The organism is Fictibacillus sp. b24 (assembly GCF_030348825.1).
Taxonomy (GTDB): Bacteria; Bacillota; Bacilli; order Bacillales; family Fictibacillaceae; genus Fictibacillus.
This window is the reverse complement of sequence record NZ_JAUCES010000005.1, coordinates 3,531,213-3,556,525: the sequence shown is the minus strand read 5'-3', so window position 1 is coordinate 3,556,525 and position 25,313 is coordinate 3,531,213. Positions and strand designations below refer to the sequence as shown.

The 25,313-nt window shown below is 40.7% G+C and carries 23 protein-coding genes; 10 read left to right on the top strand and 13 right to left on the bottom strand.

What is annotated here, in order from left to right; translation table 11 throughout:
- Window positions 1–13: 13 nt before the first annotated feature.
- Window positions 14–1,489, bottom strand: a complete 1,476-nt coding sequence (gene putP, locus QUF49_RS18730) for a sodium/proline symporter PutP (protein ID WP_289497198.1) — start codon at window positions 1,487–1,489, stop codon at window positions 14–16.
- Window positions 1,490–1,896: 407 nt separating this feature from the next.
- Between putP and QUF49_RS18725 the strand changes: the two genes are divergently transcribed.
- Window positions 1,897–3,801: an ABC-F family ATP-binding cassette domain-containing protein gene (locus tag QUF49_RS18725; protein WP_289497197.1), complete on the top strand. Its 1,905-nt coding sequence runs from the start codon at window positions 1,897–1,899 to the stop codon at window positions 3,799–3,801.
- A gap of 312 nt (window positions 3,802–4,113) precedes the next feature.
- On the top strand, window positions 4,114–5,091 hold the full coding sequence (locus QUF49_RS18720) for a nuclease-related domain-containing protein (protein WP_289497196.1): 978 nt from the start codon (window positions 4,114–4,116) through the stop codon (window positions 5,089–5,091).
- 31 nt (window positions 5,092–5,122) lie between these two features.
- Here QUF49_RS18720 and QUF49_RS18715 read toward each other — a convergent pair whose 3' ends face one another.
- The 3 genes from QUF49_RS18715 to QUF49_RS18705 all read right to left on the bottom strand — a co-directional run bounded on the left by QUF49_RS18715 (window position 5,123) and on the right by QUF49_RS18705 (window position 7,495).
- Complete coding sequence (locus QUF49_RS18715; protein ID WP_289497195.1) at window positions 5,123–6,679, bottom strand: ABC-F family ATP-binding cassette domain-containing protein; 1,557 nt, start codon at window positions 6,677–6,679, stop codon at window positions 5,123–5,125.
- A gap of 140 nt (window positions 6,680–6,819) precedes the next feature.
- Window positions 6,820–6,981, bottom strand: a complete 162-nt coding sequence (locus QUF49_RS18710; RefSeq protein WP_289497194.1) for a hypothetical protein — start codon at window positions 6,979–6,981, stop codon at window positions 6,820–6,822.
- A gap of 61 nt (window positions 6,982–7,042) precedes the next feature.
- Entirely contained in the window at window positions 7,043–7,495 is a 453-nt protein-coding gene (locus tag QUF49_RS18705) for a DUF2269 family protein (RefSeq protein WP_289497193.1), read from the bottom strand.
- A 121-nt stretch (window positions 7,496–7,616) separates the two neighbouring features.
- Between QUF49_RS18705 and QUF49_RS18700 the strand changes: the two genes are divergently transcribed.
- The gene (locus QUF49_RS18700) at window positions 7,617–8,336 is read left to right on the top strand and encodes a 5-formyltetrahydrofolate cyclo-ligase (RefSeq protein ID WP_289497192.1); all 720 of its coding nucleotides are present in this window, start codon (window positions 7,617–7,619) and stop codon (window positions 8,334–8,336) included.
- Here the strand turns inward: QUF49_RS18700 and QUF49_RS18695 are convergent.
- Window positions 8,333–8,902, bottom strand: coding sequence for a DJ-1/PfpI family protein (locus tag QUF49_RS18695; RefSeq protein WP_289497191.1), 570 nt, complete (start codon window positions 8,900–8,902; stop codon window positions 8,333–8,335). The genes QUF49_RS18700 and QUF49_RS18695 overlap by 4 nt on opposite strands.
- A gap of 331 nt (window positions 8,903–9,233) precedes the next feature.
- Between QUF49_RS18695 and QUF49_RS18690 the strand changes: the two genes are divergently transcribed.
- The 5 genes from QUF49_RS18690 (at window position 9,234) to qoxD (ending at window position 14,982) form a co-directional block, all read left to right on the top strand.
- Entirely contained in the window at window positions 9,234–10,586 is a 1,353-nt protein-coding gene (locus QUF49_RS18690; RefSeq protein ID WP_289497702.1) for an L-cystine transporter, read from the top strand.
- Window positions 10,587–10,989: 403 nt separating this feature from the next.
- A complete protein-coding gene (gene qoxA / locus QUF49_RS18685; protein ID WP_289497190.1) occupies window positions 10,990–11,964 on the top strand; it encodes a cytochrome aa3 quinol oxidase subunit II in 975 nt (324 codons plus the stop codon).
- Between the two features lie 18 nt (window positions 11,965–11,982).
- Window positions 11,983–13,923, top strand: coding sequence for a cytochrome aa3 quinol oxidase subunit I (qoxB, locus tag QUF49_RS18680; protein ID WP_289497189.1), 1,941 nt, complete (start codon window positions 11,983–11,985; stop codon window positions 13,921–13,923).
- A 14-nt stretch (window positions 13,924–13,937) separates the two neighbouring features.
- A complete protein-coding gene (qoxC, locus tag QUF49_RS18675; RefSeq protein WP_289497188.1) occupies window positions 13,938–14,558 on the top strand; it encodes a cytochrome aa3 quinol oxidase subunit III in 621 nt (206 codons plus the stop codon).
- Complete coding sequence (gene qoxD, locus QUF49_RS18670; protein ID WP_289497187.1) at window positions 14,551–14,982, top strand: cytochrome aa3 quinol oxidase subunit IV; 432 nt, start codon at window positions 14,551–14,553, stop codon at window positions 14,980–14,982. The genes qoxC and qoxD overlap by 8 nt, the downstream gene beginning before the upstream one ends.
- Window positions 14,983–15,319: 337 nt before the next feature.
- Here qoxD and QUF49_RS18665 read toward each other — a convergent pair whose 3' ends face one another.
- The 8 genes from QUF49_RS18665 to pdxK form a co-directional block, all read right to left on the bottom strand.
- Window positions 15,320–16,282, bottom strand: coding sequence for a nuclease-related domain-containing protein (locus tag QUF49_RS18665; protein WP_289497186.1), 963 nt, complete (start codon window positions 16,280–16,282; stop codon window positions 15,320–15,322).
- Between the two features lie 112 nt (window positions 16,283–16,394).
- Window positions 16,395–17,666 (bottom strand): glutamate-5-semialdehyde dehydrogenase, encoded by a 1,272-nt coding sequence (locus QUF49_RS18660; RefSeq protein ID WP_289497184.1) that lies wholly within the window; start codon window positions 17,664–17,666, stop codon window positions 16,395–16,397.
- Window positions 17,667–17,714: 48 nt separating this feature from the next.
- A complete protein-coding gene (proB, locus tag QUF49_RS18655) occupies window positions 17,715–18,848 on the bottom strand; it encodes a glutamate 5-kinase (RefSeq protein WP_425590479.1) in 1,134 nt (377 codons plus the stop codon).
- 289 nt (window positions 18,849–19,137) lie between these two features.
- Window positions 19,138–19,413, bottom strand: a complete 276-nt coding sequence (locus QUF49_RS18650) for a spore morphogenesis/germination protein YwcE (protein ID WP_066243203.1) — start codon at window positions 19,411–19,413, stop codon at window positions 19,138–19,140.
- Between the two features lie 202 nt (window positions 19,414–19,615).
- Window positions 19,616–20,263 carry a bacillithiol biosynthesis deacetylase BshB2 gene (gene bshB2 / locus QUF49_RS18645; protein WP_289497182.1) on the bottom strand — a complete coding sequence of 216 codons (648 nt, stop codon included), beginning with the start codon at window positions 20,261–20,263 and terminating at the stop codon, window positions 19,616–19,618.
- 9 nt (window positions 20,264–20,272) lie between these two features.
- Entirely contained in the window at window positions 20,273–20,623 is a 351-nt protein-coding gene (locus QUF49_RS18640; protein WP_289497181.1) for a YojF family protein, read from the bottom strand.
- Between the two features lie 48 nt (window positions 20,624–20,671).
- Complete coding sequence (locus QUF49_RS18635; protein WP_289497180.1) at window positions 20,672–20,854, bottom strand: hypothetical protein; 183 nt, start codon at window positions 20,852–20,854, stop codon at window positions 20,672–20,674.
- A gap of 139 nt (window positions 20,855–20,993) precedes the next feature.
- Entirely contained in the window at window positions 20,994–21,806 is an 813-nt protein-coding gene (pdxK, locus tag QUF49_RS18630; protein WP_289497701.1) for a pyridoxine/pyridoxal/pyridoxamine kinase, read from the bottom strand.
- A 306-nt stretch (window positions 21,807–22,112) separates the two neighbouring features.
- On the opposite strand from pdxK, the gene treP reads away from it, so the two are divergent.
- A complete protein-coding gene (gene treP / locus QUF49_RS18625; RefSeq protein ID WP_289497179.1) occupies window positions 22,113–23,516 on the top strand; it encodes a PTS system trehalose-specific EIIBC component in 1,404 nt (467 codons plus the stop codon).
- Window positions 23,517–23,600: 84 nt separating this feature from the next.
- Window positions 23,601–25,286, top strand: coding sequence for an alpha,alpha-phosphotrehalase (gene treC, locus QUF49_RS18620; RefSeq protein WP_289497177.1), 1,686 nt, complete (start codon window positions 23,601–23,603; stop codon window positions 25,284–25,286).
- The last annotated feature ends 27 nt before the right edge of the window (window positions 25,287–25,313 follow it).

The window sequence follows — 25,313 nt, the reverse complement described above, 5'->3', positions numbered from 1 at the left end:
CTTTTTGTTTTCCTTATTTTAAATCATCTAATGTTTCTTCCATGTCATCAAATTGGTTTTGTACTTTTCTAGAAGGATTTTTCGTCAGTAAGCTTACGATAATAATTGCAATTAAGCTTAAGAAGAATCCTGGAATCATTTCGTATACTTGTTCTTTTAAGTCAGGGAACTGTACCCAAGTTAGTACTGTAACAGCACCAACGACGATACCTGCTAGAGCTCCCCACTTCGTCATCTTCTTCCAGAACAGACTTAGCAGAACGAGTGGTCCAAATGCCGAACCGAATCCAGCCCAAGCATAACCAACTAGGCTAAGGATTGTGTCACTAGGGTTTAATGATAATAATACGGCGATAACAGCTACCACTAAAACGGCGACTCGGCCAATCATCACTAGTTCCTTTTGAGATGCATCTTTCTTAAGGAATTGCTTATAAAAGTCTTCTGTTACAGAAGAAGAAGTAACCAACAGCTGAGATGAGATCGTACTCATGATTGCAGCTAGTATCGCAGCTAATAAGAAACCAGTAATTAACGGGTGGAATAACAGATTCGCAAATTCGATAAATACTGTTTCAGGATCAGCAAGTTCTCTTCCTTCTCTAGCAAACCAAGCTACACCAATCAATCCTGTTAGAGATGCACCGATAAGAGAGATAATCATCCAACTCATACCGATTCTTCTTGCTGTTTTAATATCTTTAACAGATGTAATCGCCATAAAACGAACGATAATGTGCGGCTGACCGAAATATCCTAATCCCCAAGCAAGTAAGGAGATAAGTCCAAGAGTTGTAAGCCCTTTTGTTACTTGTAGAAGTGAAGGATCAACTCCGCGAACCGTATCAATTAACGTTTGTGTGTCACCAATGTCAGTAAAGGCAACAACGGGTACTAAAATTAAAGCGATGAACATGATACAGCCTTGAACAAAATCTGTCCAACTCACTGCCAAGAATCCACCAAACAGTGTATAAGCTACAACTACCCCAACTGTAATAAGCATACCTGTTAGATAAGTTGTACCGAATGCACTTTCAAATAGTTTTCCGCCTGATACTAGTCCAGCGGATGCATAGAGAGTAAAGAAGATAATGATAACGAGCCCTGATACGATACGTAAGATTTTCTGCGTATCGTTAAATCGGTTTTCGAGATAGTCAGGAATTGTGATCGAATCATCAGCTACTTCCGTATACGTTCGAAGGCGAGGGGCTACTAAAATATAGTTTAAGTAAGCACCAACAGTTAATCCGACAGCGATCCAGATACTGCTGATCCCATCAGTAAACATCGCACCCGGGATACCCATCATCATCCAGCCACTCATATCAGAGGCACCAGCTGATAGTGCGGTTACAGCGGGACCAAGTCCTCTGCCGCCTAACATGTAATCATTCAAATCAGATGTTTTTTTGTAAGCCCAGTAGCCTATGTAAAGCATACCGGCCATGTAAATAACTAAAGAAATAATAACTCCTGTTTGCATGTAAAAATTTCTCTCCTTTTCTTTTTTCATGAAATGGGTCATGTTAGTTTGCTCAACGGATGACTTGTTTATGAAAAAGTTGGCAGGTTGAAAAAACTTGAGCTTTTTTGTGCAAAAAAGAGCTTGCGTGGAAAAACTTGAAGTCAAAAGCGCGGTAGAAATACGCAATAAAATCTTACTGGGTGTTTTGCTTATCCAGTATCAACAACAAGAAAAAAGCAAAGCCGATTAATTAATTGAAAATAGCGGCATCCGTTTTGAGCAAAAACGTGCCCACTCCTTTTCAGAACATGTTTATCACTATAACAAAAATGAAGAAAAAACCCAAATGATATGGGAAAGATGCTATTCTGACAGGGTTAAGCTACAATAGAAATAAAGACTTTGACCTAAGGAATGATATTGTTTTGAGTATCTTATTAGTAGAAAATTTATATAAAACATACGGTGAAAAAACACTTTTTGATAATATTTCTTTTTCAATCAATGACAAACAAAGAATCGGTTTGATCGGACCGAACGGAACGGGCAAGTCGTCATTATTAAAAGCTTTAGCAGAAATCGAACCAGCTGAACGCGGAACGCTCTCTCATGCCAATACGTTTCAGATTGAGTATGTGGCACAGGAGCCTGAATTAAATGAAGAGCTTTCTGTATTAGAGCAGATCTATTATGGAGATTCACTCATTATGAAAACGATGCGTGAATACGAGCAAGCCCTTATTGATTTGGAATCAGATCCATCAAATGAAAAGAAGCTGAAGCGTTTGATGAACAGCCAGCAAAAAATGGATGGGAATGAGGCATGGGAAGCCAATACTGTTGCAAAAACGGTGTTAACAAAGCTTGGTCTGCGTAATTTTTCACGGCAAGTTAAGCATTTAAGCGGTGGGCAAAAGAAACGGGTTGCTATTGCAAAAGCACTGATTCAGCCGGCAGATCTGCTGATTTTGGACGAGCCGACGAACCATCTGGATAATGAGACGGTCGAATGGCTGGAAACATTCTTAGGAAACTACAAAGGTGCGCTACTAATGGTTACCCATGACCGTTATTTCCTAAACCGCGTAACGAACCACATTTTTGAACTCGATAACGGTAAGCTCTATGTCTATGAAGGCAACTACGAAACATATTTAGAGAAAAAGGCTGAACGCGAAGAGATTGCCCTGCAGAATGAAGATAAAAGGCAGAACACGCTTCGACGAGAGTTAGCTTGGCTCCGCCGTGGTGCAAAAGCACGAACGACAAAGCAAAAAGCTAGAATTCAGCGCGTGGAAAGTCTGCAAGAAGAAACAGGACCAGCAGCAAAAGGGTCTGTAGAATTTGCGATCGGTTCACAGCGTCTTGGGAAAAAAGTGATAGAAGTTGACGGACTGAGTAAGAGCTTAGACGGAAAAGAGCTTGTTAGGAATCTGGATTATTTGATTGTTCCTGGTGAACGTCTTGGGATTATTGGACCGAACGGAAGCGGAAAAACTACATTATTGAATATGTTAGCTGGAAGAACGACACCAGACGCAGGTTCAGTCGAAGTCGGGGAAACGGTTAAGATCGGCTATTACACACAAGATCATGAAGAGCTGGACGGAAATCTACGAGTTGTCGATTATATAAAAGAAACAGCACAGATCATCACAACCGTTGATGGACAGACGATTACAGCCGAACAGATGCTAGAACGCTTCCTTTTCCCACGCTATATGCAATATACGTATATCCGCAAACTTTCGGGTGGAGAAAAGCGCCGTCTGTATATGCTAAAAGTTTTAATGGAAGAGCCGAATGTTCTGTTTTTGGACGAGCCAACGAACGACCTGGATATTCAAACTTTGGGCATTCTTGAAGAATACTTAGAAAATTTCCCTGGAGTCGTGTTGACAGTTTCCCATGACCGCTATTTTTTAGATCGCGTCGTAGATCACCTGCTTGCTTTTGAAGGGGCTGGAAAAGTTGTCAGGTTTCAAGGAAGCTATTCGGATTATATGGAAGAGAAAAAAGAGCGGGATGAAGAGGCGGCGGCTGTGAAGAAAGAAGCAGCTGTAGTGGATGATGCCCCTTTATCACCGCGCAAAGAAAAGAAGAAAAAGCTTTCGTATAAAGAGCAGCAAGATTGGGATACGATTGAAGACCGCATCATGACCTTAGAAGAGAAAAAAGAACAGATTGAAGCTGCAATTGTTGCAGCAGGCAGTGATTTCGGCAAGATCAGCGAACTTATGGAAGAGCAGAAAAAAATAGAGAGCGAGCTGGAAGCTGCGATGGAGCGGTGGGAAGAGCTTTCGCTTTTGGTTGAAGAGTTGAATAGTTGATTTTGTTAGTGTAGTTGGTTAAGTGGACACCTCTTGCTTGAAGGCGAGGGGTGTTTTTTATGAGGAAACTCGGCCGTGGCCGAGTAACTCTCAACCTGAATGCAGTCCCCTTTGTCGAAAGACTCAATAAATCTCATTTAGACTCAATAAATTAAAAATAGACTCAATAACTTCAGAATAGACTCAATAATCTCATATCAGACTCAATCCACTCTATAAATAGATAAAAAAGTTTTTAGCGACAAACAGGAATATTGTGGAATTATGGCGAAAGCATAGTAAATTGTTATTCATACCAAAAGAGGTGATTAATTGATTATTAAAAATCGTTCCAAATCGCTAAAACTGCTAAAACTTGAGGTATTGCTAGAGAGGACATCTTTAAGTCATAAAAGGCGGCAGGATTTTGAAGCAGAATATGCAAAGAATTTTGCGGGCTATAAAGGTGAGGCCTCCTTGGATTACTACCTTAATGGTCTTGTGGGAAAAGACTATCATATTTTTCATGATATTCGTCTCCCTAGGGATGAACATCATAAATACTTTTTTCAAATCGATTGTTTGGTAGTGCATCCTAATTTTTTTGTGCTCTTAGAAGTGAAGAACTTAATTGGCAACCTTTACTTTGATCACCAGTTTGATCAAATTATTCGAACAAAAGATGGTGTGGACGATACTTTCTCTGATCCTGTAAACCAGGTCGAATTACAAAAACTGCACTTTTCAAAATGGTTGGTACAATATAAGTTTCCGAAAGTCCCCATTCAAACCTTCGTAGTTGTTACAAACCCAAAATCTTTCATTAGAATTTCACCCAAATACGGAACAAAAGCGAATAAGATTATTCGAGGAAATGAATTAGCTAAAAAATTGAATGAGTACTCCAATCATTCAGCTGATTTTACATTATTTAAAAAAGACGTAAAAAAATTATCAAAACAAATTATGAAAGACCATACTCCGAACAATGTAGACATTTTGAAATCCTTCAAAATACAAAAAAACGAAATAATTACAGGCGTTGAGTGTCCGTTATGCAAAAAATTCGCTATGATACGAACGCATGGAAATTGGTTCTGTACATCTTGTCAGAATAAATCAAAAGGTGCTCATATAAAAGCGATACAAGATTATGCACTTTTATTTGGCGAGACCGCAAAGAATAAAGAATTAAGAGAATTTCTGCATATTGATTCGAGAACAAGTTTAAAAAAATTGATGATTTCTATGGATATTCCTCCAATTGGTACTACTAAGGCTGCCACATACACCTTACCGCTTCCCAAATAAAAACCCCCACCAAATAGTGAGGGTCTCAGAATTAAAACACCTTAGTCGTCCAGCTTTCACAATTCCAGACGTCGTTAGCTACTTCTTTATAAAATTCAGGTTCATGGGAGATCAAAAGGACGCTGCCTTTGAATGCTTTCAACGCGCGCATTAACTCATCTTTTGCCTCAACGTCCAAGTGGTTCGTCGGCTCATCCAGTACTAATACGTTATTTTCATGGTTGATCAGCTTACATAAACGAACCTTCGCTTTTTCTCCACCGCTAAGCACTTCAACTTTACTCTCGATGTGTTTTGTCGTTAGACCGCACTTCGCGAGAGCAGCGCGTACTTCATGATGAGAGAATCCAGGAAACTCACTCCAAATTTCTTCAATACATGTGTTATAGTTTGCAGATTTCACTTCTTGCTCGAAGTATCCGATCTCCAGGTTTTCGCCGCGCTCAACCGATCCCGAAACGGGCTTGATTTCACCTAGGATGCTGCGGAGCAATGTTGTTTTACCGATACCGTTCGCACCGACTAAAGCAATTTTTTGACCGCGCTCCATGCGCAAGTTCAGCGGTTTTGACAATGGCTCATCATAACCGATAATGAGATCTTTTGTTTCAAAGATCAGCTTGCTTGGAGTACGCGCTTCTTTGAAGTTGAACTCTGGCTTTGGTTTTTCTTTAGCAAGTTCAATAACATCCATTTTATCAAGTTTCTTTTGTCGAGACATCGCCATGTTTCGAGTGGAAACACGTGCTTTATTACGTGCAACGAAATCCTTCAACCCAGCAATTTCTTGCTGCTGGCGTTTAAACGCTGCTTCCAGTTGAGACTTTTTCATCTCATGTACGGATTTGAAGTGATCATAGTCACCGACATAGCGGTTCAGCTCTTGATTTTCCATGTGGTAGATCAAGTTAATAACGCTGTTTAAGAATGGAATATCATGCGAGATCAAAATAAACGCATTTTCGTATTCTTGGAGATAGCGTTTCAGCCACTCGATATGCTGTTCATCCAAATAGTTTGTTGGCTCATCCAGCAATAGAATTTCTGGCTTTTCTAATAAAAGCTTAGCGAGCAAGACCTTTGTTCGCTGTCCACCGCTCAGGTCGTGAACGTCACGGTCTAAACCGATATCATCAAGACCTAGTCCGCGTGCAATTTCTTCAACTTTCGCATCAATTACGTAAAAGTCATTGTTTGTTAGTGTATCTTGAATTACACCAACGTCTTCAAGCAGCTTTTCAAGCTCTTCAGGTGTTACTTCACCCATTTTTTCGTACATGCTGTTCATCTCAGTTTCCATGTCGAGCAAGTATTGAAACGCGCTCTTTAACACGTCACGAATAGACATTCCTTTTTGGAGGACCGTGTGCTGATCCAAGTATCCTACACGCACTTTTTTAGCCCACTCAACTTTACCCTCATCAGGCTTTAATTTTCCTGTAATTATATTCATAAAGGTTGATTTACCTTCACCATTCGCACCGATTAAACCGATGTGTTCTCCTTTTAAAAGACGGAAAGACACATCATTAAAGATCGCTCTGTCGCCAAAACCATGGCTCAAGCCTTGTACCGTTAGAATACTCATCTATATAACACCTTTTCTGTCAGTAATTTGTACCCTCTTGATTATAGTATTGAATGGGGAAGGAACTCAATAGGTGCGTGCCGAATCGGAAAAAGAAAAAGCACCCATGGAAGATTTTCCAAGAGTGCTGTGCAAATTATTTATTCCTGCTCACCAGTTCGGTTTTTAAATGCTTCTTTTGTAGCAAGATTTACTGAATCTGTTTCGTCGCTTTTCGCAACGAGTCTGTTTTGCAGTGTATTATCAGGAAATCTTCCTGGATGTCCTTGTTTTTTGTGTTCAAAGGATTTTCCGCGTGCCATGTTTTTCACTCCTCATCTCTTTACACCATATTGTGTCCAAGAGAAGAGCTGATTATGAAGATTAAAAAGGTTTTACCACCATTAAAATAATAAGTAAGACAGCTAAACCGTGCAAAGAATATACGTAAGGATCGAGTTGCTTATCGACCGAACGATATGAATCTGGAAGATCATCACCTTCATGAGAACCAAGAATTTCACTCATCTGCTTTTGTTTCTTAGGAATAATACCAATAACAAGAACTTGTGCTAATACATAAATAACCAATGAAGCGATGTACCATACTTCGCTAAATAATGAAGTATTTAAATAACCTAATAAAAGTCCAGTCGCAAGAAGTGTTAAGCTGCCAATCTTCGGCAATGTTTCAATCTTAGTGTTTACCTCGAGTGCATAGCGTGCCTGACTGGCCGTTTTAGCAAATTTTGTAACGACTGGCATGGCAAAGCTTGCACCTAAGCCGACAATGGCGGCCAAGACATGCAGCAATACGAGTGCGCCATAAAGAGTCATCCATTTTCCCCCTTTTAATATGTATGAATAAATACCTACCTTCAATTTATTACGCTATACAGGAAAATAGTCCTTCTTTTAAGTAGTGACTTTTATCCTGATTATAAAAGGAGTTCATTAAATGGAAACAAAACATGAAATCAGGCAAAAAGTGTGGAATAAGCTGACTGAAGAAAAATTAGGAAGATTTCCGTTTCCCTTAACGAATCGTATACCTAATTTTAAAGGGGCAGAGGCGGCTGCGAGGTATATAACAGAAATGAAACTGTATAAAGAAGCAAATGTGATCAAGGTGAATCCAGATTCGCCGCAGCTGCCACTTCGAGCGCAAATTTTAAAAGACGGAAAAATGCTTCTCGTTCCAACCCCTCGTTTAAAAGACGGCTTCATTCAAGTAAAACCAGAGTGGGTTCCGAAAGGGGAGGAAAGAAAAGCAGCGAGTCTTTCGAGCATTTTGAATTATGGAAGAGTTTTGCCTCTATCGCAAATGCCAGAAATTGATTTGATTGTTGTCGGTTCGGTGGTGATTCATCGTGATGGCAGACGGCTTGGAAAGGGAGAAGGATACGCTGACAGGGAGTATGCAATCATTCGGGAGCTCGGCAATAAAGAAGTGCCAGTGATCACTTCGATTCAAAGTGCACAGCTCGTGGAAGATGAAATCCCTGTTGATGTTTTTGATTTAACAGTCGACTGGATTGCTACGGAAAAAGGGTTGATCGAAACGTGTTCTCCTTATCCTAAGCCAACAGGGATCGTTTGGGATGAAGTGAGTGAGGAAGACATGAACATCATGCCTGTTTTAAAAGAAATTAAGGATCTGACAGCAAATAAGCGTTAGAACATTGTTGGCACTTTAAAATATTCAAGCGGATTCTCTGTGCCGGCAGGAAAAACGTTAAGCTGGCGTAAAACTTCTTCAGCGAATTGGATATAGTTTGAACCTGTTGCTGTGATTACATTTTGGTCAAGCACGAGATGTTCTTCACATTTATTGCTCCAGTTCATAACAGATGTATAGCGTGAGTCATCTTCAGTAAGAGAAGCTGTATATTGGATATGATTTAGAATACCAGCTGCACCTAGCAGGGCAGGTCCTCCACAGATTGCGCCAATCAGCTTGCCTTTATCAAAAAAAGCACGGATCATTTCTGTAACCATCGAATTTTCGAGAAAAGGAAATGGTGTACCTCCAGGGATAATCAGAGCGGAATAATCATCTGTTTTGACTTCGTTTACCGTTAGATCAGGTTTGATTTTAAGCTTTCCTGCTGATGTGACTGTATGGATGGAAGAGTTAGGAGAGCATGTAACAAGTTCATATTCTGATCCGCTCAAGCACGTATTTAAAATAGCTACTTCAAATTCTGCAAAAGAATCATAGACAAACAATAGAACCTTTTTCATATGAGTTACCTCCAGTTTTAAATAACCTATATCCAAATTTTAGCACCTGCTCATAGGAATTTGCTACAAAAACAAGCATAAATTGATTTGAAGGTGAATATATCTAATCACAACTAAATATTTCTTCTTGTGAACCGAGCATAAACACACTAATGACTTGCTTATTTTATTTGAAAGCTTGTCTTTTTTTTGTGTGAGGAGGTGGAGGCTAAAAGTAATCCCGCAGTAATTCCTACTTGACATATAGGTTTTATTGTATTAATTTATTTTAGTTAACTAAAGGGGGGACTTGTAGGTGACTACTTACTTAGTTTTATCGAACATTGCTATTATGCTTATTCTTTTAGGTGTTTTGTATTACATGCAAAAAAAGCACGTTTCTTTCTCAAAACGTGTGTTTACGGGTCTTGGATTAGGGATACTTTTTGGCCTTGGACTTCAGTACGGTTATGGAGCTGATTCAGAGGTAGCTGCTAAATCTACTGACTGGTTCAACTTAGTTGGTGGAGGGTATGTAACGTTCTTAAAAATGATCGTAATGCCGCTTGTGTTTATCTCGATCCTTTCAGCGTTCACACGATTGAACTTAAAAGGGAACATCGGAAAACTTAGCGGATTGATTATCGCAATCTTAATCGGAACAACAGCTATTGCGGCAGTTGTCGGTATTGCTACATCCGTTGCTTTTGATCTGGAAGCTGTTCAGATTGAACAAGGTGATGCGGAAACAGCACGTGGTGAACAAATGGAAGGTACTTTTGCAGAAGTAAAAGACTTAACGCTTCCGCAGCAGATTCTTTCATTATTACCAGCGAATCCGTTTTTAGATTTTACAGGAGCTCGTCCGACATCAACGATTGCAGTCGTAATCTTTGCAGCATTCCTTGGAGTTGCATATTTAGGGGTAAAGCGTAAACAAGAAGAACATGCAGAATTGTTTGCTAAGATTGTTGATGCCTTCTATTCTGTAATTATGCGTGTTGTAACATTGATTCTTCGTTTAACACCATACGGAGTACTTGCATTAATGACGAAAACGGTAGCACTTAGTGATATGGGTGCGATCGCCAAGCTTGGTAAATTCGTTATCGCCTCATATGTCGCGCTATTGATCATGTTCGGAATTCACTTATTATTAATAACGTTCGCTGGTTTAAGTCCAGTAACGTATATGAAAAAGGCATTCCCAGTTCTATCGTTTGCCTTTACTTCTCGTACTAGTGCCGGGGCACTTCCATTAAACATCCGTACACAAAAGAGCATGGGTGTACCTGATGGAATCGCAAACTTCTCAGGTTCGTTCGGCCTTTCAATCGGTCAAAACGGGTGTGCTGGAATCTATCCTGCGATGCTTGCGGTTATGATTGCACCGACTGTTGGAATCGATCCATTGTCACCATCATTCTTATTGACGCTCGTTGTAGTTGTGGCGCTTAGTTCATTTGGTGTTGCTGGTGTTGGGGGCGGAGCTACGTTTGCAGCAATCCTCGTGTTGTCTGCGATGGATCTTCCAATTGCCTTAGCAGGTCTTTTGATCTCTGTTGAACCGCTTATCGATATGGGCCGTACTGCAGTTAACGTAAGTGGTGCGATGACGTCAGGTCTTTTAACAAGTAAAGTTCAGAAGCAATTAGACACAGACGTTTACAACGACAGCGAAAACCAAGTCGAAGTAAGTGCTTAGCCAGTAAATGAAACGATCTTGCCTCTCTGGCAGGGTCGTTTTTTATTTGTAAATTTTTCATATGAAGGTGTGAATTGGAGGTTTTAAGGGTAAAAATTAAAAACTGAACTTTCAAATAGCACAAGATTCTTTTCCAGCTCATGAAGGCTCTTCCATATTAGTGAACATTCTATGGCAAAACTGTGATAAAGTTGTGAGCTTTATTTGAAGTAATCGTGACATTTGTTAGGGAGCCGGTCACATTTACTAGGTTTCTGGTACTATGAGGGCAAAGGTTTTCTGTCATTTTGATTTTGCCTATGATATCCATTGTGATTTAATTCACAATCCATTATAATCACTTTTGGTTCGTTTTTATTAGGCAAATTAAATGCTTGTAAATAGAGAAAGGAAGGTGGACCTGGTGATGCGACGGTTGAAGCCGTTTTTACCATTCGGGTTAATGATGGCCGTGTTTATGCTAAGCGGCTGCAGCGATATGATTGTTTTAGATCCAAAAGGACCTGTAGGAGAAGAACAGAAGGATCTCATCATGTATTCTATCTGGTTTATGTTATTTATCCTGCTAGTTGTTTACGCACTTACTGCTTTTATTGTTTATAAATATCGTGATCGTAAAAATCATAAAGGCTATGATCCTGATAACGAAGGAAGTCATCTTCTTGAAACGATTTGGTGGATCATTCCGATTATTATCGTTATTGCATTATCGATTCCGACGGTTAAGAGTATCTACTCTCTAGAAGGACCTCCTGAGGAGTCGAAAGATCAAAAGCCATTGGTGATTCATGCAACATCTGTAAACTGGAAATGGGTATTCACATATCCAGAGCAAGATATTGAAACAGTTAACTATCTTCATATTCCTGAAGATCGGCCTGTTTTGTTCAAACTGACTTCTGCAGATTCTATGGCATCTTTTTGGGTTCCTCAATTAGGTGGCCAAAAGTATGCGATGGCTGGCATGGAGACAGAGCTTTATCTGCAAGCTGACGAGCAAGGCACGTATGAAGGACGTAACTCCAACTTTACAGGAGAAGGGTTCACTGATCATACGTTTGATGTTATGGCTATGTCTGATGCAGAGTTTGAAAAATGGGCGAGTGAAACAAAAGCTGAAGCTCCAGAACTTACAAAGGGCCAGTACGACAAGCTGATGCTTCCTGGTCACGTGAAAGAAATGACTTTCTCTTCAACTCATCTAGATTGGGTAGACCACTCTAAAAATGCAGAATACGCGTTAGATGCTCGCGAACGTTTAGGTTATGAAGAGAAGATTCCTCACTCAAGAGCAGCGAAGGAAGAAAAGAAAAAGCGTGAAGAAGAGATGAAGAAGCAAGAAGAATCAGAGTCTCATGGGGATTCTCATGCCCATTAACAGAGGAGGCATTTCAATATGAAATGGGATGAATTTTTCGTAACAGGCGACCCGATGATTTATGGTGCTGACGTATCCATCGTACTAACGATGGTGGGTATCCTGTTCTATCTTACTAAATATAAAAAGTGGAAATGGTTGTGGGACGAATGGCTAACAACGGTTGACCACAAAAAACTCGGTATTATGTATATCGTTTCCGCTGTGCTTATGTTGTTCCGTGGTGGTGTCGATGCACTATTAATGCGTACGCAGCTCGCGGTTCCAGAGGCGAAGTTCCTCGATTCACAGCACTATAACGAAATCTTTACAACACACGGTACGATCATGATTATCTTCATGGCGATGCCGTTCTTGATTGGTTTGATTAACGTCGTTGTTCCATTACAGATCGGGGCACGTGACGTAGCTTATCCTTATTTAAACGCAGTTAGTTTCTGGACGTTCTTTATCGGTGCGATGTTATTTAACATCTCATTCGTTATCGGTGGTTCTCCATCAGCAGGCTGGACGAGTTACATGCCGCTTGCGAGTAACGAGTTGAGCCCAGGGCCAGGACAGAACTACTATCTGCTCGGTCTGCAGATTGCAGGTATCGGTACACTCTTAACGGGTATTAACTTCTTAGTTACGATCCTTAAGATGCGTGCACCGGGAATGACATTGTTCCGTATGCCAATGTTTACTTGGTCATCACTTGTAACAATGGTTATCATTATCTTCGCTTTCCCGATTCTTACTGTTGCACTAGCACTTATGACATTTGACCGTTTATTCGGAAGCCATTTCTTCACTCTGCAAGGAGCAGGAATGGATATGCTTTGGGCGAACCTTTTCTGGCTATGGGGTCACCCAGAGGTATATATCGTAATACTTCCGGCGTTCGGTATGTTCTCTGAGATTATTTCTACGTTCTCTAGAAAAACGTTATTCGGTTACAAAGCCATGATCTGGTCTATGCTTTTAATCGCAGGATACAGCTTCTTGGTTTGGGTCCATCACTTCTTTACGATGGGTTCAGGAGCACTTGTTAACTCTGTATTCTCTATCACTACGATGGCGATCGGTATTCCGACAGGGGTTAAAATATTTAACTGGCTGTTCACAATGTACAGAGGTAAGATTCAATTTACGACACCGATGCTTTGGTCACTCGGATTTATCGTGAACTTCGTAATCGGTGGGGTTACAGGTGTCATGCTTGCCATGGCAGCTGCTGACTATCAGTACCACAACACATACTTCCTAGTATCTCACTTCCACTATGTGTTGATCGCTGGTACAGTATTTGCTTGTTTCGCTGGTTTAATCTACTGGTATCCGAAAATGTTTGGCTACAAGCTGAACGAACGTATCGGTAAATGGGTATTCTGGATTTTCACAATCGGATTTAACGTATGTTTCTTCCCGCAATACTTCCTTGGTCTAGACGGTATGCCACGTCGTGTTTACACGTACAGTGAAGAGTCTGGCTGGGGCCCATTAAACATGGTATCTACAATCGGTGGATTCATGATGGGTATTGCCTTCTTAGTTCTTGTTTACAACATGTACTACAGCTTCCGTTTTGCGAAGCGTGAATTAACTGGAGACGCTTGGGATGGCCGTACGCTTGAATGGTCTACTCCATCAGCAATGCCTCCTTTCTATAACTTTGCTAAAATCCCGGAGGTAACAGGTCTTGACCACTTCTGGAGACAAAAGCAAGCAGGAAAAGTTGAGAAGTTAACAGCTAATGAACTTAAACCGATTCATATGCCTAGCAACTCTGGTGTACCGTTCATCATGGCATCATTCTTCTTCGTTGCCGGATTCGGTATGGTATTCGACTGGATGTGGATGGCGATCGTTGGATTGATCGGTGTATTCGGAACATTGATCTACCGTTCATTCGAGTATGATGACGGGTATTATGTAAGTGTTGAAGAGATTATTGAAACAGAAAAGATTTCTAAATAAGGAGGCGTGAAAAAATGGCACATGCAGAAACACACGACCCCAACACGCCTTTAGAGTATCGTTCGGAGATTGGGCGTCTAAACATTCTCGGTTTCTGGATTTTCCTAGGGGCAGAAATTGCGTTATTTGCAACATTATTTGCAACGTATATGGTTTTAACACATCGTATCGCAGACGGACCTGCTCTAGGTGAACTATTTGAAGTGAAGAGTTTGTTGATTCAGACGTTTTTGCTTCTAACAAGTAGTTTCACTTGCGGACTTGCGGTTCATGAGATGCGCCGTCACAATGTTAAAGGTTTGATCACGTGGATGGCCGTAACACTCGGACTTGGTCTCGGGTTCCTTTATTTCGAGATTCAAGAGTTCTTACACTTCATTCATGAAGGTGCAAACATTGGTACGAGTGCAGCATGGTCAGGATTCTTCGTTCTTGTAGGTACTCACGGTGCTCACGTAACGTTCGGTATCTTCTGGGTAACGATGGTCTTGATTCAAGTAGCTAAGCGTGGTCTTACGCCAGCTACTTCTGCAAAAGTTTTCATCACCAGTCTTTACTGGCACTTCCTAGACGTAGTGTGGATCTTTATCTTCACAGCCGTTTATCTGATGGGGATGGTGACGCATCATGGCTAATAAAACTGCAGCAAATGAACACCACGGTTTTCCGTGGAAACACTTAATCGGATTCGTGCTGTCCATCGTGCTTACACTTTTCGCATTATGGATCGCACTTGAAACTGATTTATCATTGACTTGGATTCTCATTATTATTTTTGGGTTTGCATTTCTACAGGCTGCCCTGCAGCTGTTAATGTTCATGCACGTAACAGAGAACTCGACAAAGAGTAATCTCACAAGCCGCGTGCAGATCGGTAACATATTGTTCGCAGCGTTCGTTGCGATCGTTATCGTGATCGGTTCTGTCTGGGTAATGACAGCAGGCCACGCAAAGCACGATAAAGATCAGCATGCCCCGAAGACTGAGAACCATGAAAATCACGGTTCTCATGGTGGCGGAAGTGAACATGATTCTGGTGAACATGGAAGTCATGAATAAGATATGATTTGAAAAACCTCTTGCTGGATTGATGGCAGGAGGTTTTTTTGTTTGAAAATGAGGCTCTCGTCGCACGAGAGCCTTCATTATTTTGTCAGTTAGATTTAGAATTAGGGTTTACGAGCGATTTTTAAGGTTTACGAGCGATTCCAGAGGTTTACGAGCGATTCTTGAGGTTTACGAGCGATTCTTGAGGTTTACGAGCGATTCTTGAGGTTTACGAGCGATTCTTGAGGTTTACGAGCAATTTTTAAGGTTTACGAGCGATTCCAGAGGTTTACGAGTGATTCCTGAAATTTAAGTGTGTTTCGGAAATTTTGTGAACGTAATATTATTTTCAGGTGGGATATGGCAGTGTGTAAACTCTTCCTTTATAGCCTCCAGTATGAGTTAAATTCATATTATCAAGCAGCCTCTTGGCCGTATGCCTGGATGAAAGACAAAGAAAATCACAAAATTGCTTATTAGTGATGCTTTGACCATATAAAAGAGCATAATCTGAAAGCGTATTTAGGTGAAGATCTTTAGACTTATATGAACATTTAGGACAATGCCAAGTAGCCTTCTTCCTCACCACAGGCATATAAAAGCACTCAGTACAATAAACGCCTTTGATAATATCTTCTTCTTCAATCTGATACCTTTTTAGTAAGTCAGGGTTTTCTGGAGTATGATGTCGAACGAGCATCTTTGACAGTTTGCCAACCTCTTTTTTCGTTAACTTTTCCTCTCCATACATCTTATCTATGACTTTAATTCTTTCCTGCAAATAAGGACTATGCGTAATATATTGAGGGACTTCTTTATTCGAAGGAGGGGCCTTAATGATGGTTCTAGGATTGCTCATCACAACTAGAGAACGGACGGGAATGGGAGGTATACGATTCTTCGCCATCCATTCGATCAAATGGGATTGCTGGCGTTTCACTTGAAAGATAGGATTTTTAAAAGCTTCTTCAGTGCCGTCATCCTTCAATCGGATGACCTGGTTGAGGTGGTCAAAAACTAATGTTCCGGTAATGTACTTAACTTCGAGGTTCACGAGGTAACGAGGGGAGAGGAGCAAGGTGTCAATTTGAAAATAACTATCGTGCGCTGACAGCCTTAAATCATGGACAACGGAAAATTCCCGGAAAGGTTTCAGAAAATAATCATTCGATTGCTCACCGAAGTGTCCGGCTAATCTGCCACTCAACTCATCTTCTATCGATAAATACCTTTGGTGATGCCTAATAATTCTACGCTGCATAACCTCGAGCTTTTTAATCCTAACAGATTTCGTACGATTTTTAATTAACATAAACGACCTCCTTTATATAAAAAAATTCTTCCACATTAGCTAATTTACCTGCACCGTTTCTACAAAAATATACAAAAAAAGACAGCCCCAAAAGGGACTGCCTACTAACTCATTACCTAACCTGTCCATCACCAGTCATTCTATACTTAATCGTCGTTAATGCTGGTAATCCCATCGGTCCGCGGGCATGCAGTTTCTGTGTAGAGATTCCGATCTCAGCTCCAAATCCGAGCGCTGAGCCGTCTGTAAAACGGGTCGAGGCATTATGGTATACAGCTGCTGCATCCACAAGATTTAAGAAATGCACAGCGTTCTCTGCATTCTCAGTCACAATCGCTTCTGAGTGCTTGGTGCCATAACGCTCGATATGAGAGATAGCCTCTTCAACAGAACTTACCACTTTAACAGCAACTGCTAAGCTTAAATACTCTTCTGCCCAGTCTTTTTCGTTAGCCGGCACCACATCCGGCAATACCTCTGCAGCTTTTTCATCACCATGTATTTCAATACCGTGCTTTTCAAAAAGTTCCTGAACTCTAGCAGCATTCTTCACCAGCCAAGCTTCATGGAAAATAAACGTCTCTGCAGCATTACAAACTGCTGGTCGGTCGGTTTTAGCGTTTTCCATGATTGCCAGCGCCTTTTCCACGTCTGCAAACTGATCCACATAAACGTGACAGTTACCCACACCTGTCTCAAGAACAGGAACTGTTGCATTTTCGACCACTGTCTTGATGAGCGCACCTCCGCCACGAGGAATCAGCACGTCAATATGTTCTTTCATCGTAAACAATTGTCCCGCCGCTTCTCGATCGGTAGAAGCGATAAATTGTACAGCTGCTTCAGGAATCTTTGTTGCGGACAATGCCTTATGAATAACAGACACAATTGCGGAATTAGAGTGAATCGCGTTCGATCCGCCTTTCAGAACGATCGCATTACCTGATTTCAATGCTAAACCCGTTGCGTCTACTGTTACATTCGGACGAGCCTCGTAGATCATTCCGATAACGCCTAGCGGAACGCGTACTTGTTCAACTTTTAGTCCGTTATCCAGTGTCCAGTCTGATAAAATCTCGCCAACAGGATCCTTTAGCTCAACAACCTCACGCAAGCCATCTGCAAATTCTTTCACACGCTTTTCGGTTAATCGCAAACGATCCATCAAGGCTTCAGAAAAGCCTTTATCCTCGCCGTTATCCAAATCTTTTTTGTTTTCTTTTAAGATAAAATCAGATTCTTTTTCTAAAATATCTGCAATCGTTAATAATGCTTCGTTCTTTTCTTTTTCACTTAACAGCGCTAGCTTTTTAGAAGCTTGCTGTGCTAATTTTGCTTGATCCTTAACGTTAATTTGTTTGGTTGTACTATTAAAAGTACTCATCCAACGCCTCCTTGAATTTTTAAATCATTCCATTTTAGTTTCTCAAACTTAATGAATAGGAACTGCCAAACGAGTGTGGCAGACTAGATCGTTATTGTTGATCGCCTCTTCAGGACCAACATCGTTCAATTCATGGCTTGAAATTCCTTTAATCTTAATCAGCTGCTTAGACGAATAGTTGGAAACGCCAAGACCAACTTCATTTCCATCCAAGTCCTTAATGCGAACGACAGAACCTTTTTTGAAATGGCCGCTCACATAACGAATGCCAGTAGGGTAAAGGCTTTTAAGTTCATCAATGCCTTGTTTGGCTTTATTTGAGACAACAATCTCGCCTTCTGGACCTGAGTGAAAGGCAATCCATTGGCGCTTAGTATCAAGGTTGAACTCGTTTTTATCAGGTACAAAATAAGTACCACGAGCATTACCTTCGACCGCCTCGTGAATAATGCCTGTTGAAGTAGCATTGCCAAGGAATGACGAGATACCCGATGCCATGGCAATCTTTACAGCATCGATTTTAGAACGCATACCGCCAGTTCCCACTTCACTGCCTGGTTCACCTGCTGATTCTTCAATTTCTGGTGTGATTTCATTCACTCTCGTTAGTAACTTCGCTTCTGGATTTTTTCGAGGGTCTTCTGTATACAGACCGTCAATATCAGATAGAATAATGAGCTGGTCTGCATCAACAAGACCTGCAACTTTTGCTGAAAGCGTATCGTTGTCACCAAACTTCAAGCGTTCAACGGTAACAGTGTCATTTTCGTTTACGATCGGAATGATACCACGGTCTAAAAGTACATTTATTGTGTTACGAGCATTGTGATAGCGGTCACGATCGGAAAAATCACTTCTTGTAATCAAAATCTGTGATGCGGTATATCCGTGCGAAACAAATCGTTCAGAATAAGCTTCCATTAAAAGACCTTGTCCTATAGAAGCTGCTGCTTGTTTTTCTGCTAAAGAAGTTGGTCGATTTAGACAGCCTAATCGTCTATAACCAGCAGCAACTGCACCAGATGATACAAGTAACACTTCATGACCATCATCTTTTAATTTCACAACTTCATCCACTAGTCGTTCAAGTTTTCGTCTGCTGATATCTCCAAGTCTGCTAGTTAAAGAACTAGATCCAATTTTAATTACAATACGTTTATTCATTGAATTATTTAAATCCATATCTAGTTAAAATCACTCCTGTTTTGTTAAGTGTTAAATTTGTTTTCCGGTCAAAAATACAACGGTAACGAGTATAACATGGTGAAATTTAAACACAACAGGGTTTGATGAGATAGTGTAGAAAACGGGCAAAAAGTGAAGAAAACGGAAGAAAAGAGGGTTATTTATAACATAGGGTGTGAGAGGGTGACAGAAAGGTGCAAAGCCATGTATACGAAGAAATTTCAAGAGATAATTTTTCCATAAAATGCAAAAACCCCTCTGAAAAAGAGGGGATTAACGTTAATAATTAATATTTAGCTTTTTCCATTTTACGTTTCGCCAGATATGGACGACCCCATACGATGTATGCTGCGTAATGAGCAAATACGACGTTTGCAATGAAGACTGTGATGAAGAAACTATGAACGAATAAGCTTAAGCTGTCATTAGCCATAAATAACACAACGTAAGTCCATAACAGGGCGATGAACGGCGTTTGCCATAAGGCTAACTTACGACTATCATTCCACAAAAATAGCGGTGTGGCAGTCGCTACGAATAAGTAAACCATAAAAACATCCATTACTAATCAACCCCTTGAAGTATTGTTTGCGCTTACAATTTTGACGAAATAGCGTCTAAAATGTGAACGATTTGTTACAATTAGTATACCACAATAGGAGAAAAATGCCACATGGATTTGTACATTTTTTGAAAATTCAAGTATCTGTACTAAAAAAAGAACTCAAAGCCTTGGGAGGACATCGAGTTCTTATAAGATGAAATTATAATGGATAACGCCAAAATCTTTCGTTTTTTACCCATTCTAGCATAGCAGGATCTTTTTCTACGCTATCAACGAGCCATTGGGTTTGTGATCTATGCGCTTTAATGCAATTCATTTTTTCCTCAAATACATCAGAGATATCCGTTACGATGTGTGGAGCACCTAGTTCCGCCTCAGAATTTTTTGCGAAAGCCACGCATAAAAGTTCAGGACGTTCCAGCTCCGGCATGCTCTTAACGGCACGAACGACAGCTCTTGCTGTAGCTTCGTGATCAGGGTGAACACTGTACCCCGGATAAAAAGTGATAAGTCTTGCTGGTTTCACTTCTTCTATAACGGATAAAAATTGGTCCGCTAAGAACTTTTCATCTTCAAATTCTACCGTCTTATCCCGTAATCCGAACTGCCGCAGATCTTCAATTCCTACTGCCGCACAAGCATCTTCCAGTTCTTTTTGACGAATAAGAGGGAGGGATTCACGTGTGGCAAACGGGGGATTTCCCATGTTTCTTCCCATTTGACCAAGGGTTAAGCAGATGTAGGTAACGGGTAATCCTTTTTTTGTATGTTGAGCAATCGTTCCCGACACCCCGAAAGCTTCATCGTCTGGATGAGGGAAGATCACTAATAAATGATCGTTCATCATGTAACCTCCTTATACATCAAATGGGGTAGAGCTAAGCTGAAGAGCTACTGCCAGACGGCCTTCTTGATCATGGCCAGCCATCAGCAACCTTCCTTCAGAATCAATTTCCCAGTGTGTTAATCCTTCTGCATAAATCCATCCCAGTTCGATTTTTAAGCCGACTCTAAAGGGACCGTTGCCCATGATTTTTCCTGACAAGGGGGTCACTTTTCCATTTCGGATATATGCGTTAACTGTAAGGACACTATCGTTATTGTGATTGGCATAAGCACCATTTGTTGTTTCTAAATGTAGATAAAGTTCTTTTCCAATAAGCTGATCCAGCGTGTTCTGGACTTCATTGGCTTGTATGAGCTGCATACCTTCACACTCCTGTGCAGAATAGATGTACTTATTATAATTCAAAACTCAAAATAACGTGTATGATATGCCTATGTTTTGTTTATTCTCTGTTGTTTGAAAGTAGTTGATTTCCACTCCAGGTGCTCGCTTTCCGCGGGGCAAGCGGTGAGCCACATTCGAACGTTTCACTCTAAGTGTCTCACCTGCCCGCTTGTCCCGCAGGAGTCTCGCACCTTGCGCTCCAATCAACTTGTCAATGAAGTAAAGTAAAACCAATTTTTACACCATTAGAGGCTTACCCATCTATTGCTTCTAATTTGTAGTGTATGTATCTTCCTACTACAAAAATAAAAAAGAGACTAATCAACAAGATCAGTCTCTCCATAAATTATTTGTTTAATTTCTCGCGGTAAGCGCCATGCCAAGTTGGTCCTACGTATTTGTTTAATTCAAAACCTGCTGCGATCGCTTCTGTGATGAAGTCTTTAGCAGTGAGGATCGCCTCGCGTGCAGGTTTTCCTTTTGCAAGCTCAGCAGTAATGGCTGCTGAGAATGTGCAGCCGGCACCGTGCGTCCACGTTGTTTCAATTCTATCAGATTCTAGTACTTCGAATTCTTCTCCATCATATAAAACGTCAACGGCACTTTCATGGTCTAATTTTCCGCCGCCTTTGACGATTACATATTTCGCTCCATTTGCTTGAATCTTTTGAGCAGCTTCCATCATTTGTTCAACCGTTGTGATTGGTGCCATTCCAGCAAGCTGTGCTGCTTCAAAAAGGTTTGGCGTAACAACTGTTGCTTTAGGAACGAGTACATTTTGAAGTGTGCTCGCAAGTTCTGGGTGAAGAGGCTCAGCACCTTTACAAACCATAACCGGATCAACCACTACATTTTGAAGATTATGCTTCTCAATTAATTCAGCCGTTGTTTGGATCACTTCAACAGAAGCAAGCATACCTGTTTTAAGTGCATCAACACCAATTCCGGATACGACTGTTTCTAATTGTGCTTTAAAAAGATCGAGTGGAAGCATGAATACTTCATGAAACCATTCACGGTGCGGGTCTTGAGCGACCACGACATTTAAAGCGGTCATCCCGTAAACGCCTAGCTCCTGGAACGTTTTTAAATCGGCTTGAATACCAGCGCCGCCGCTTGTATCCGAACCTGCAATTGTAAGTGCTTTATTAGGTGCCATCATTAAAATCTCCTTTATTCTCGTTTCTCTACCTGTAACAGATTATAGCAAAAGATAAAGGGAAAAGGAAAAGTTGAGGATTACCCAATACAGGTAAATCGCACCAGTGAAAACGTATCCATTGACTTATTTGTATATACAGGTTAAATTGATTTCAAGATATGTATATACAAGTTAAGTGTTTTATGTAAACGCTTGTACACATTTGATTAAAGAACTAGTTTTCATCAAATGATAAATAAGGGTACAGAGGTATAAGACTTTTTTTATCACGTTGTATGGAAACGGTTTCTAGGAGGGAACATTATGAGCAAAATTCGCGAATCAGCTGAACAAATCGTCGAAGCTCTTGGCGGTAAAGAAAATATATCAGCAGCAACGCACTGTGTTACTCGCCTGCGTCTCGCGCTAAAAGATGAAGGGAAAGTGGACGAGAAAGCGTTGGAGGAAATTGATCTAGTAAAAGGATCTTTCTTCACAAACGGCCAATATCAAGTCGTAATCGGTCAGGGTACGGTTGATAAAGTGTACAACGAGTTTATCGATATCACAGGAACCGGCCGAGCTTCTAAAGAAGACATTAAAGACGAAGCGAGTAAGAAGCTTAATCCGCTTCAACGAGCGATCAAAGCTCTTGCAGATATTTTTATCCCGATTCTTCCTGCCATCGTCACTGCAGGTCTATTGATGGGTATCAACAACATCCTTACAGGTCCAGGAATTTTTTATGATGAGAAATCATTTATAGATGTTCATAAAAACTGGGCAGATCTAGCTGGAATTATTAATTTAATCGCGAACACCGCATTTGTATTTTTGCCAGGACTGATCGGCTGGTCAGCGGTTAAGAAATTTGGCGGAAGTCCATTACTTGGTATCGTTCTTGGATTGATGCTTGTCCACCCAGACCTTTTAAATGCATGGGACTATGGTAAGACGAAAGACATTCCAACATGGAATCTATTCGGACTTCCGATTGAAAAAGTCGGTTACCAAGGTCAAGTTCTGCCAGTATTAATCGCATCTTATGTTCTTGCAAAAATAGAGCTTTTCTTGAAAAAGCGAATTCCTGATGCATTGCAGCTTTTATTAGTAGCGCCGATTACACTATTAGTTACAGGATTTTTAGCATTTATCGTTATCGGGCCGATCACGTTCTCAATCGGTAATGCTGTTACGGACTTTTTCGTATCCATTTTTGATAACTTTGCTTGGTTAGGCGGATTGATCTATGGCGGTTTCTATTCATTGCTCGTTGTAACAGGAATGCACCATACGTTCTTAGCGGTCGATCTGCAGCTTATTTCAAACACAGGCGGCACATTCTTATGGCCGATGCTTGCACTATCTAATATCGCTCAAGGTTCGGCTGCACTTGCTATGTTTGTCGCATCACGTGACGAAAAGCTTAAGGGACTAGCTGGAACTTCAGCATTATCCGCTTACCTTGGAATTACAGAACCAGCGATGTTCGGGGTGAACTTACGCTTCCGTTATCCGTTCATTTTCGCAATGATCGGTTCTGCAATTGCAGGTATCGTGATTACGATTGCCGGAGTCCGCGCATCATCTATTGGTGTCGGCGGTATTCCAGGATTCCTATCAATTCTGCCAGGCAGCTGGGGATCATTCTTTATCGGGATGGGGATCGCACTCGTCGTACCATTTGTACTAACATACATTTATGCAAAAGTTAAAAAAGCCAAGTAAAACAAATTAACAGGAACAACCGGGAGAGCAGCACGTATTTCCGGTTGTTTTCATGACTACTACAATTTTATGGCGGTGGAAAATATGAAGAATGAACCATGGTGGAAGCGCTCGGTCGTTTATCAAATCTATCCAAAAAGTTTTAATGACACGACAGGTAACGGAACAGGAGATATACAAGGAATTATAGACAAGCTTGATTACCTTAAGAATCTAGGAGTAGACGTATTATGGCTGACTCCTATCTATGACTCTCCTCAGCGCGACAACGGCTATGATATTCGTGATTATTATAAAATCTTTGAAGATTACGGCACGATGGAAGACTTTGATCGTTTACTGGCGGAAACTCATAAGCGAGATTTAAAAATCATTATGGACATCGTTGTGAATCATACAAGTACAGAACATGAATGGTTTCAAGCTTCACGACTATCAAAAAATAATCCTTACCGTGACTTTTATATTTGGAAAGACCCTGTTGAAGATGGAGAGCCTACGAACTGGATATCGAAGTTTGGAGGATCTGCTTGGAAACTTGATGAGGAAACAGGTCAATATTATCTCCATCTCTTTGACGTAACTCAAGCAGATTTAAATTGGGAAAACACTGAAGTTCGTCAAAAGGTATATGAAATGATGAACTATTGGTTTGAAAAAGGGGTAGATGGATTCCGTCTGGATGTGATCAATCTCATTTCAAAAAATCAAGAATTTCCAAACGACGATGGATCGGTACCTCCTGGTGATGGACGTAAATTCTACACAGATGGACCGCGAGTACACGAATATATGCAAGAGATGAACCGTGAAGTTTTCTCAAAATATGACGTACTTACTGTAGGGGAAATGTCATCAACCACAATCGATAACTGTGTAAAATATACAAACCCCAATCGGAACGAATTAAGCATGACTTTCAACTTCCACCATTTAAAAGTGGATTATCCAAACGGTGAGAAGTGGAGTGTCGCTGATTTTGACTTTTTAAAGCTTAAAGAAATCTTGTCAACGTGGCAAGTTGAAATGCATAAAGGCGGCGGTTGGAACGCTCTATTTTGGTGTAATCACGATCAGCCGCGAATCGTTTCCCGTTATGGTGATGACGGGAAGTATCGAGTTGAATCAGCGAAAATGCTCGCAACAACCATCCACATGATGCAGGGGACACCTTATATCTATCAAGGTGAAGAATTCGGGATGATAAATCCAAAGTTTGAGTCTATCGACCAATACCGTGATGTTGAGTCGTTAAACATGTTCAACCTATTGAAAGAAGAAGGACGCAGTGAAGACGAGATATTAGAAATCCTAAAACATAAATCACGAGATAATTCGCGTACGCCTGTTCAATGGGATAACAGTGACAATGCCGGTTTCACGTCAGGTGAACCTTGGATTCCAGTAGCCCAGAACTATAAAGAAATTAATGCAGAAGCTGCAGTTAACGATCAAAATTCAATTTTTTATCATTACAAAAAATTAAATCAGCTTAGAAAAGAAGTGGACATAATAACATACGGCGATTACGAGCTGATTTTAGAGAATCACCCTGAGATCTTTGCATATGTTCGTAACGCAGAGAATGGGGAGAAACTGCTGGTCATTAATAACTTCTATGGAAAAGAAGCAGACTTTAATCTTCCTGAAGATATCGATGTTTCAGGTCTAAATTCAAATGTGTTGATCAGCAATTACGAGTCTCTGCCAAAAAATATATCTTCATTTACATTAAGACCGTATGAATCTGTCGTTTTTCACTTAAGCTGATTTTAAGATTGTTGAATTTTATTTGAC

Coding starts and splice junctions, on each gene's coding strand:
- putP (WP_289497198.1), bottom strand. CDS start 1,489: ATGCAAACAGGAGTTATTATTTCTTTAGTTATTTACATGGCCGGTATG.
- QUF49_RS18715 (WP_289497195.1), bottom strand. CDS start 6,679: ATGAGTATTCTAACGGTACAAGGCTTGAGCCATGGTTTTGGCGACAGA.
- QUF49_RS18710 (WP_289497194.1), bottom strand. CDS start 6,981: ATGGCACGCGGAAAATCCTTTGAACACAAAAAACAAGGACATCCAGGA.
- QUF49_RS18705 (WP_289497193.1), bottom strand. CDS start 7,495: ATGACTCTTTATGGCGCACTCGTATTGCTGCATGTCTTGGCCGCCATT.
- QUF49_RS18700 (WP_289497192.1), top strand. CDS start 7,617: ATGGAAACAAAACATGAAATCAGGCAAAAAGTGTGGAATAAGCTGACT.
- QUF49_RS18695 (WP_289497191.1), bottom strand. CDS start 8,902: ATGAAAAAGGTTCTATTGTTTGTCTATGATTCTTTTGCAGAATTTGAA.
- QUF49_RS18690 (WP_289497702.1), top strand. CDS start 9,234: ATGCTTATTCTTTTAGGTGTTTTGTATTACATGCAAAAAAAGCACGTT.
- qoxB (WP_289497189.1), top strand. CDS start 11,983: ATGAAATGGGATGAATTTTTCGTAACAGGCGACCCGATGATTTATGGT.
- qoxC (WP_289497188.1), top strand. CDS start 13,938: ATGGCACATGCAGAAACACACGACCCCAACACGCCTTTAGAGTATCGT.
- qoxD (WP_289497187.1), top strand. CDS start 14,551: ATGGCTAATAAAACTGCAGCAAATGAACACCACGGTTTTCCGTGGAAA.
- QUF49_RS18665 (WP_289497186.1), bottom strand. CDS start 16,282: ATGTTAATTAAAAATCGTACGAAATCTGTTAGGATTAAAAAGCTCGAG.
- QUF49_RS18660 (WP_289497184.1), bottom strand. CDS start 17,666: ATGAGTACTTTTAATAGTACAACCAAACAAATTAACGTTAAGGATCAA.
- proB (WP_425590479.1), bottom strand. CDS start 18,848: ATGGATTTAAATAATTCAATGAATAAACGTATTGTAATTAAAATTGGA.
- QUF49_RS18650 (WP_066243203.1), bottom strand. CDS start 19,413: ATGGATGTTTTTATGGTTTACTTATTCGTAGCGACTGCCACACCGCTA.
- bshB2 (WP_289497182.1), bottom strand. CDS start 20,263: ATGATGAACGATCATTTATTAGTGATCTTCCCTCATCCAGACGATGAA.
- QUF49_RS18640 (WP_289497181.1), bottom strand. CDS start 20,623: ATGCAGCTCATACAAGCCAATGAAGTCCAGAACACGCTGGATCAGCTT.
- pdxK (WP_289497701.1), bottom strand. CDS start 21,806: ATGGCACCTAATAAAGCACTTACAATTGCAGGTTCGGATACAAGCGGC.
- treP (WP_289497179.1), top strand. CDS start 22,113: ATGAGCAAAATTCGCGAATCAGCTGAACAAATCGTCGAAGCTCTTGGC.
- treC (WP_289497177.1), top strand. CDS start 23,601: ATGAAGAATGAACCATGGTGGAAGCGCTCGGTCGTTTATCAAATCTAT.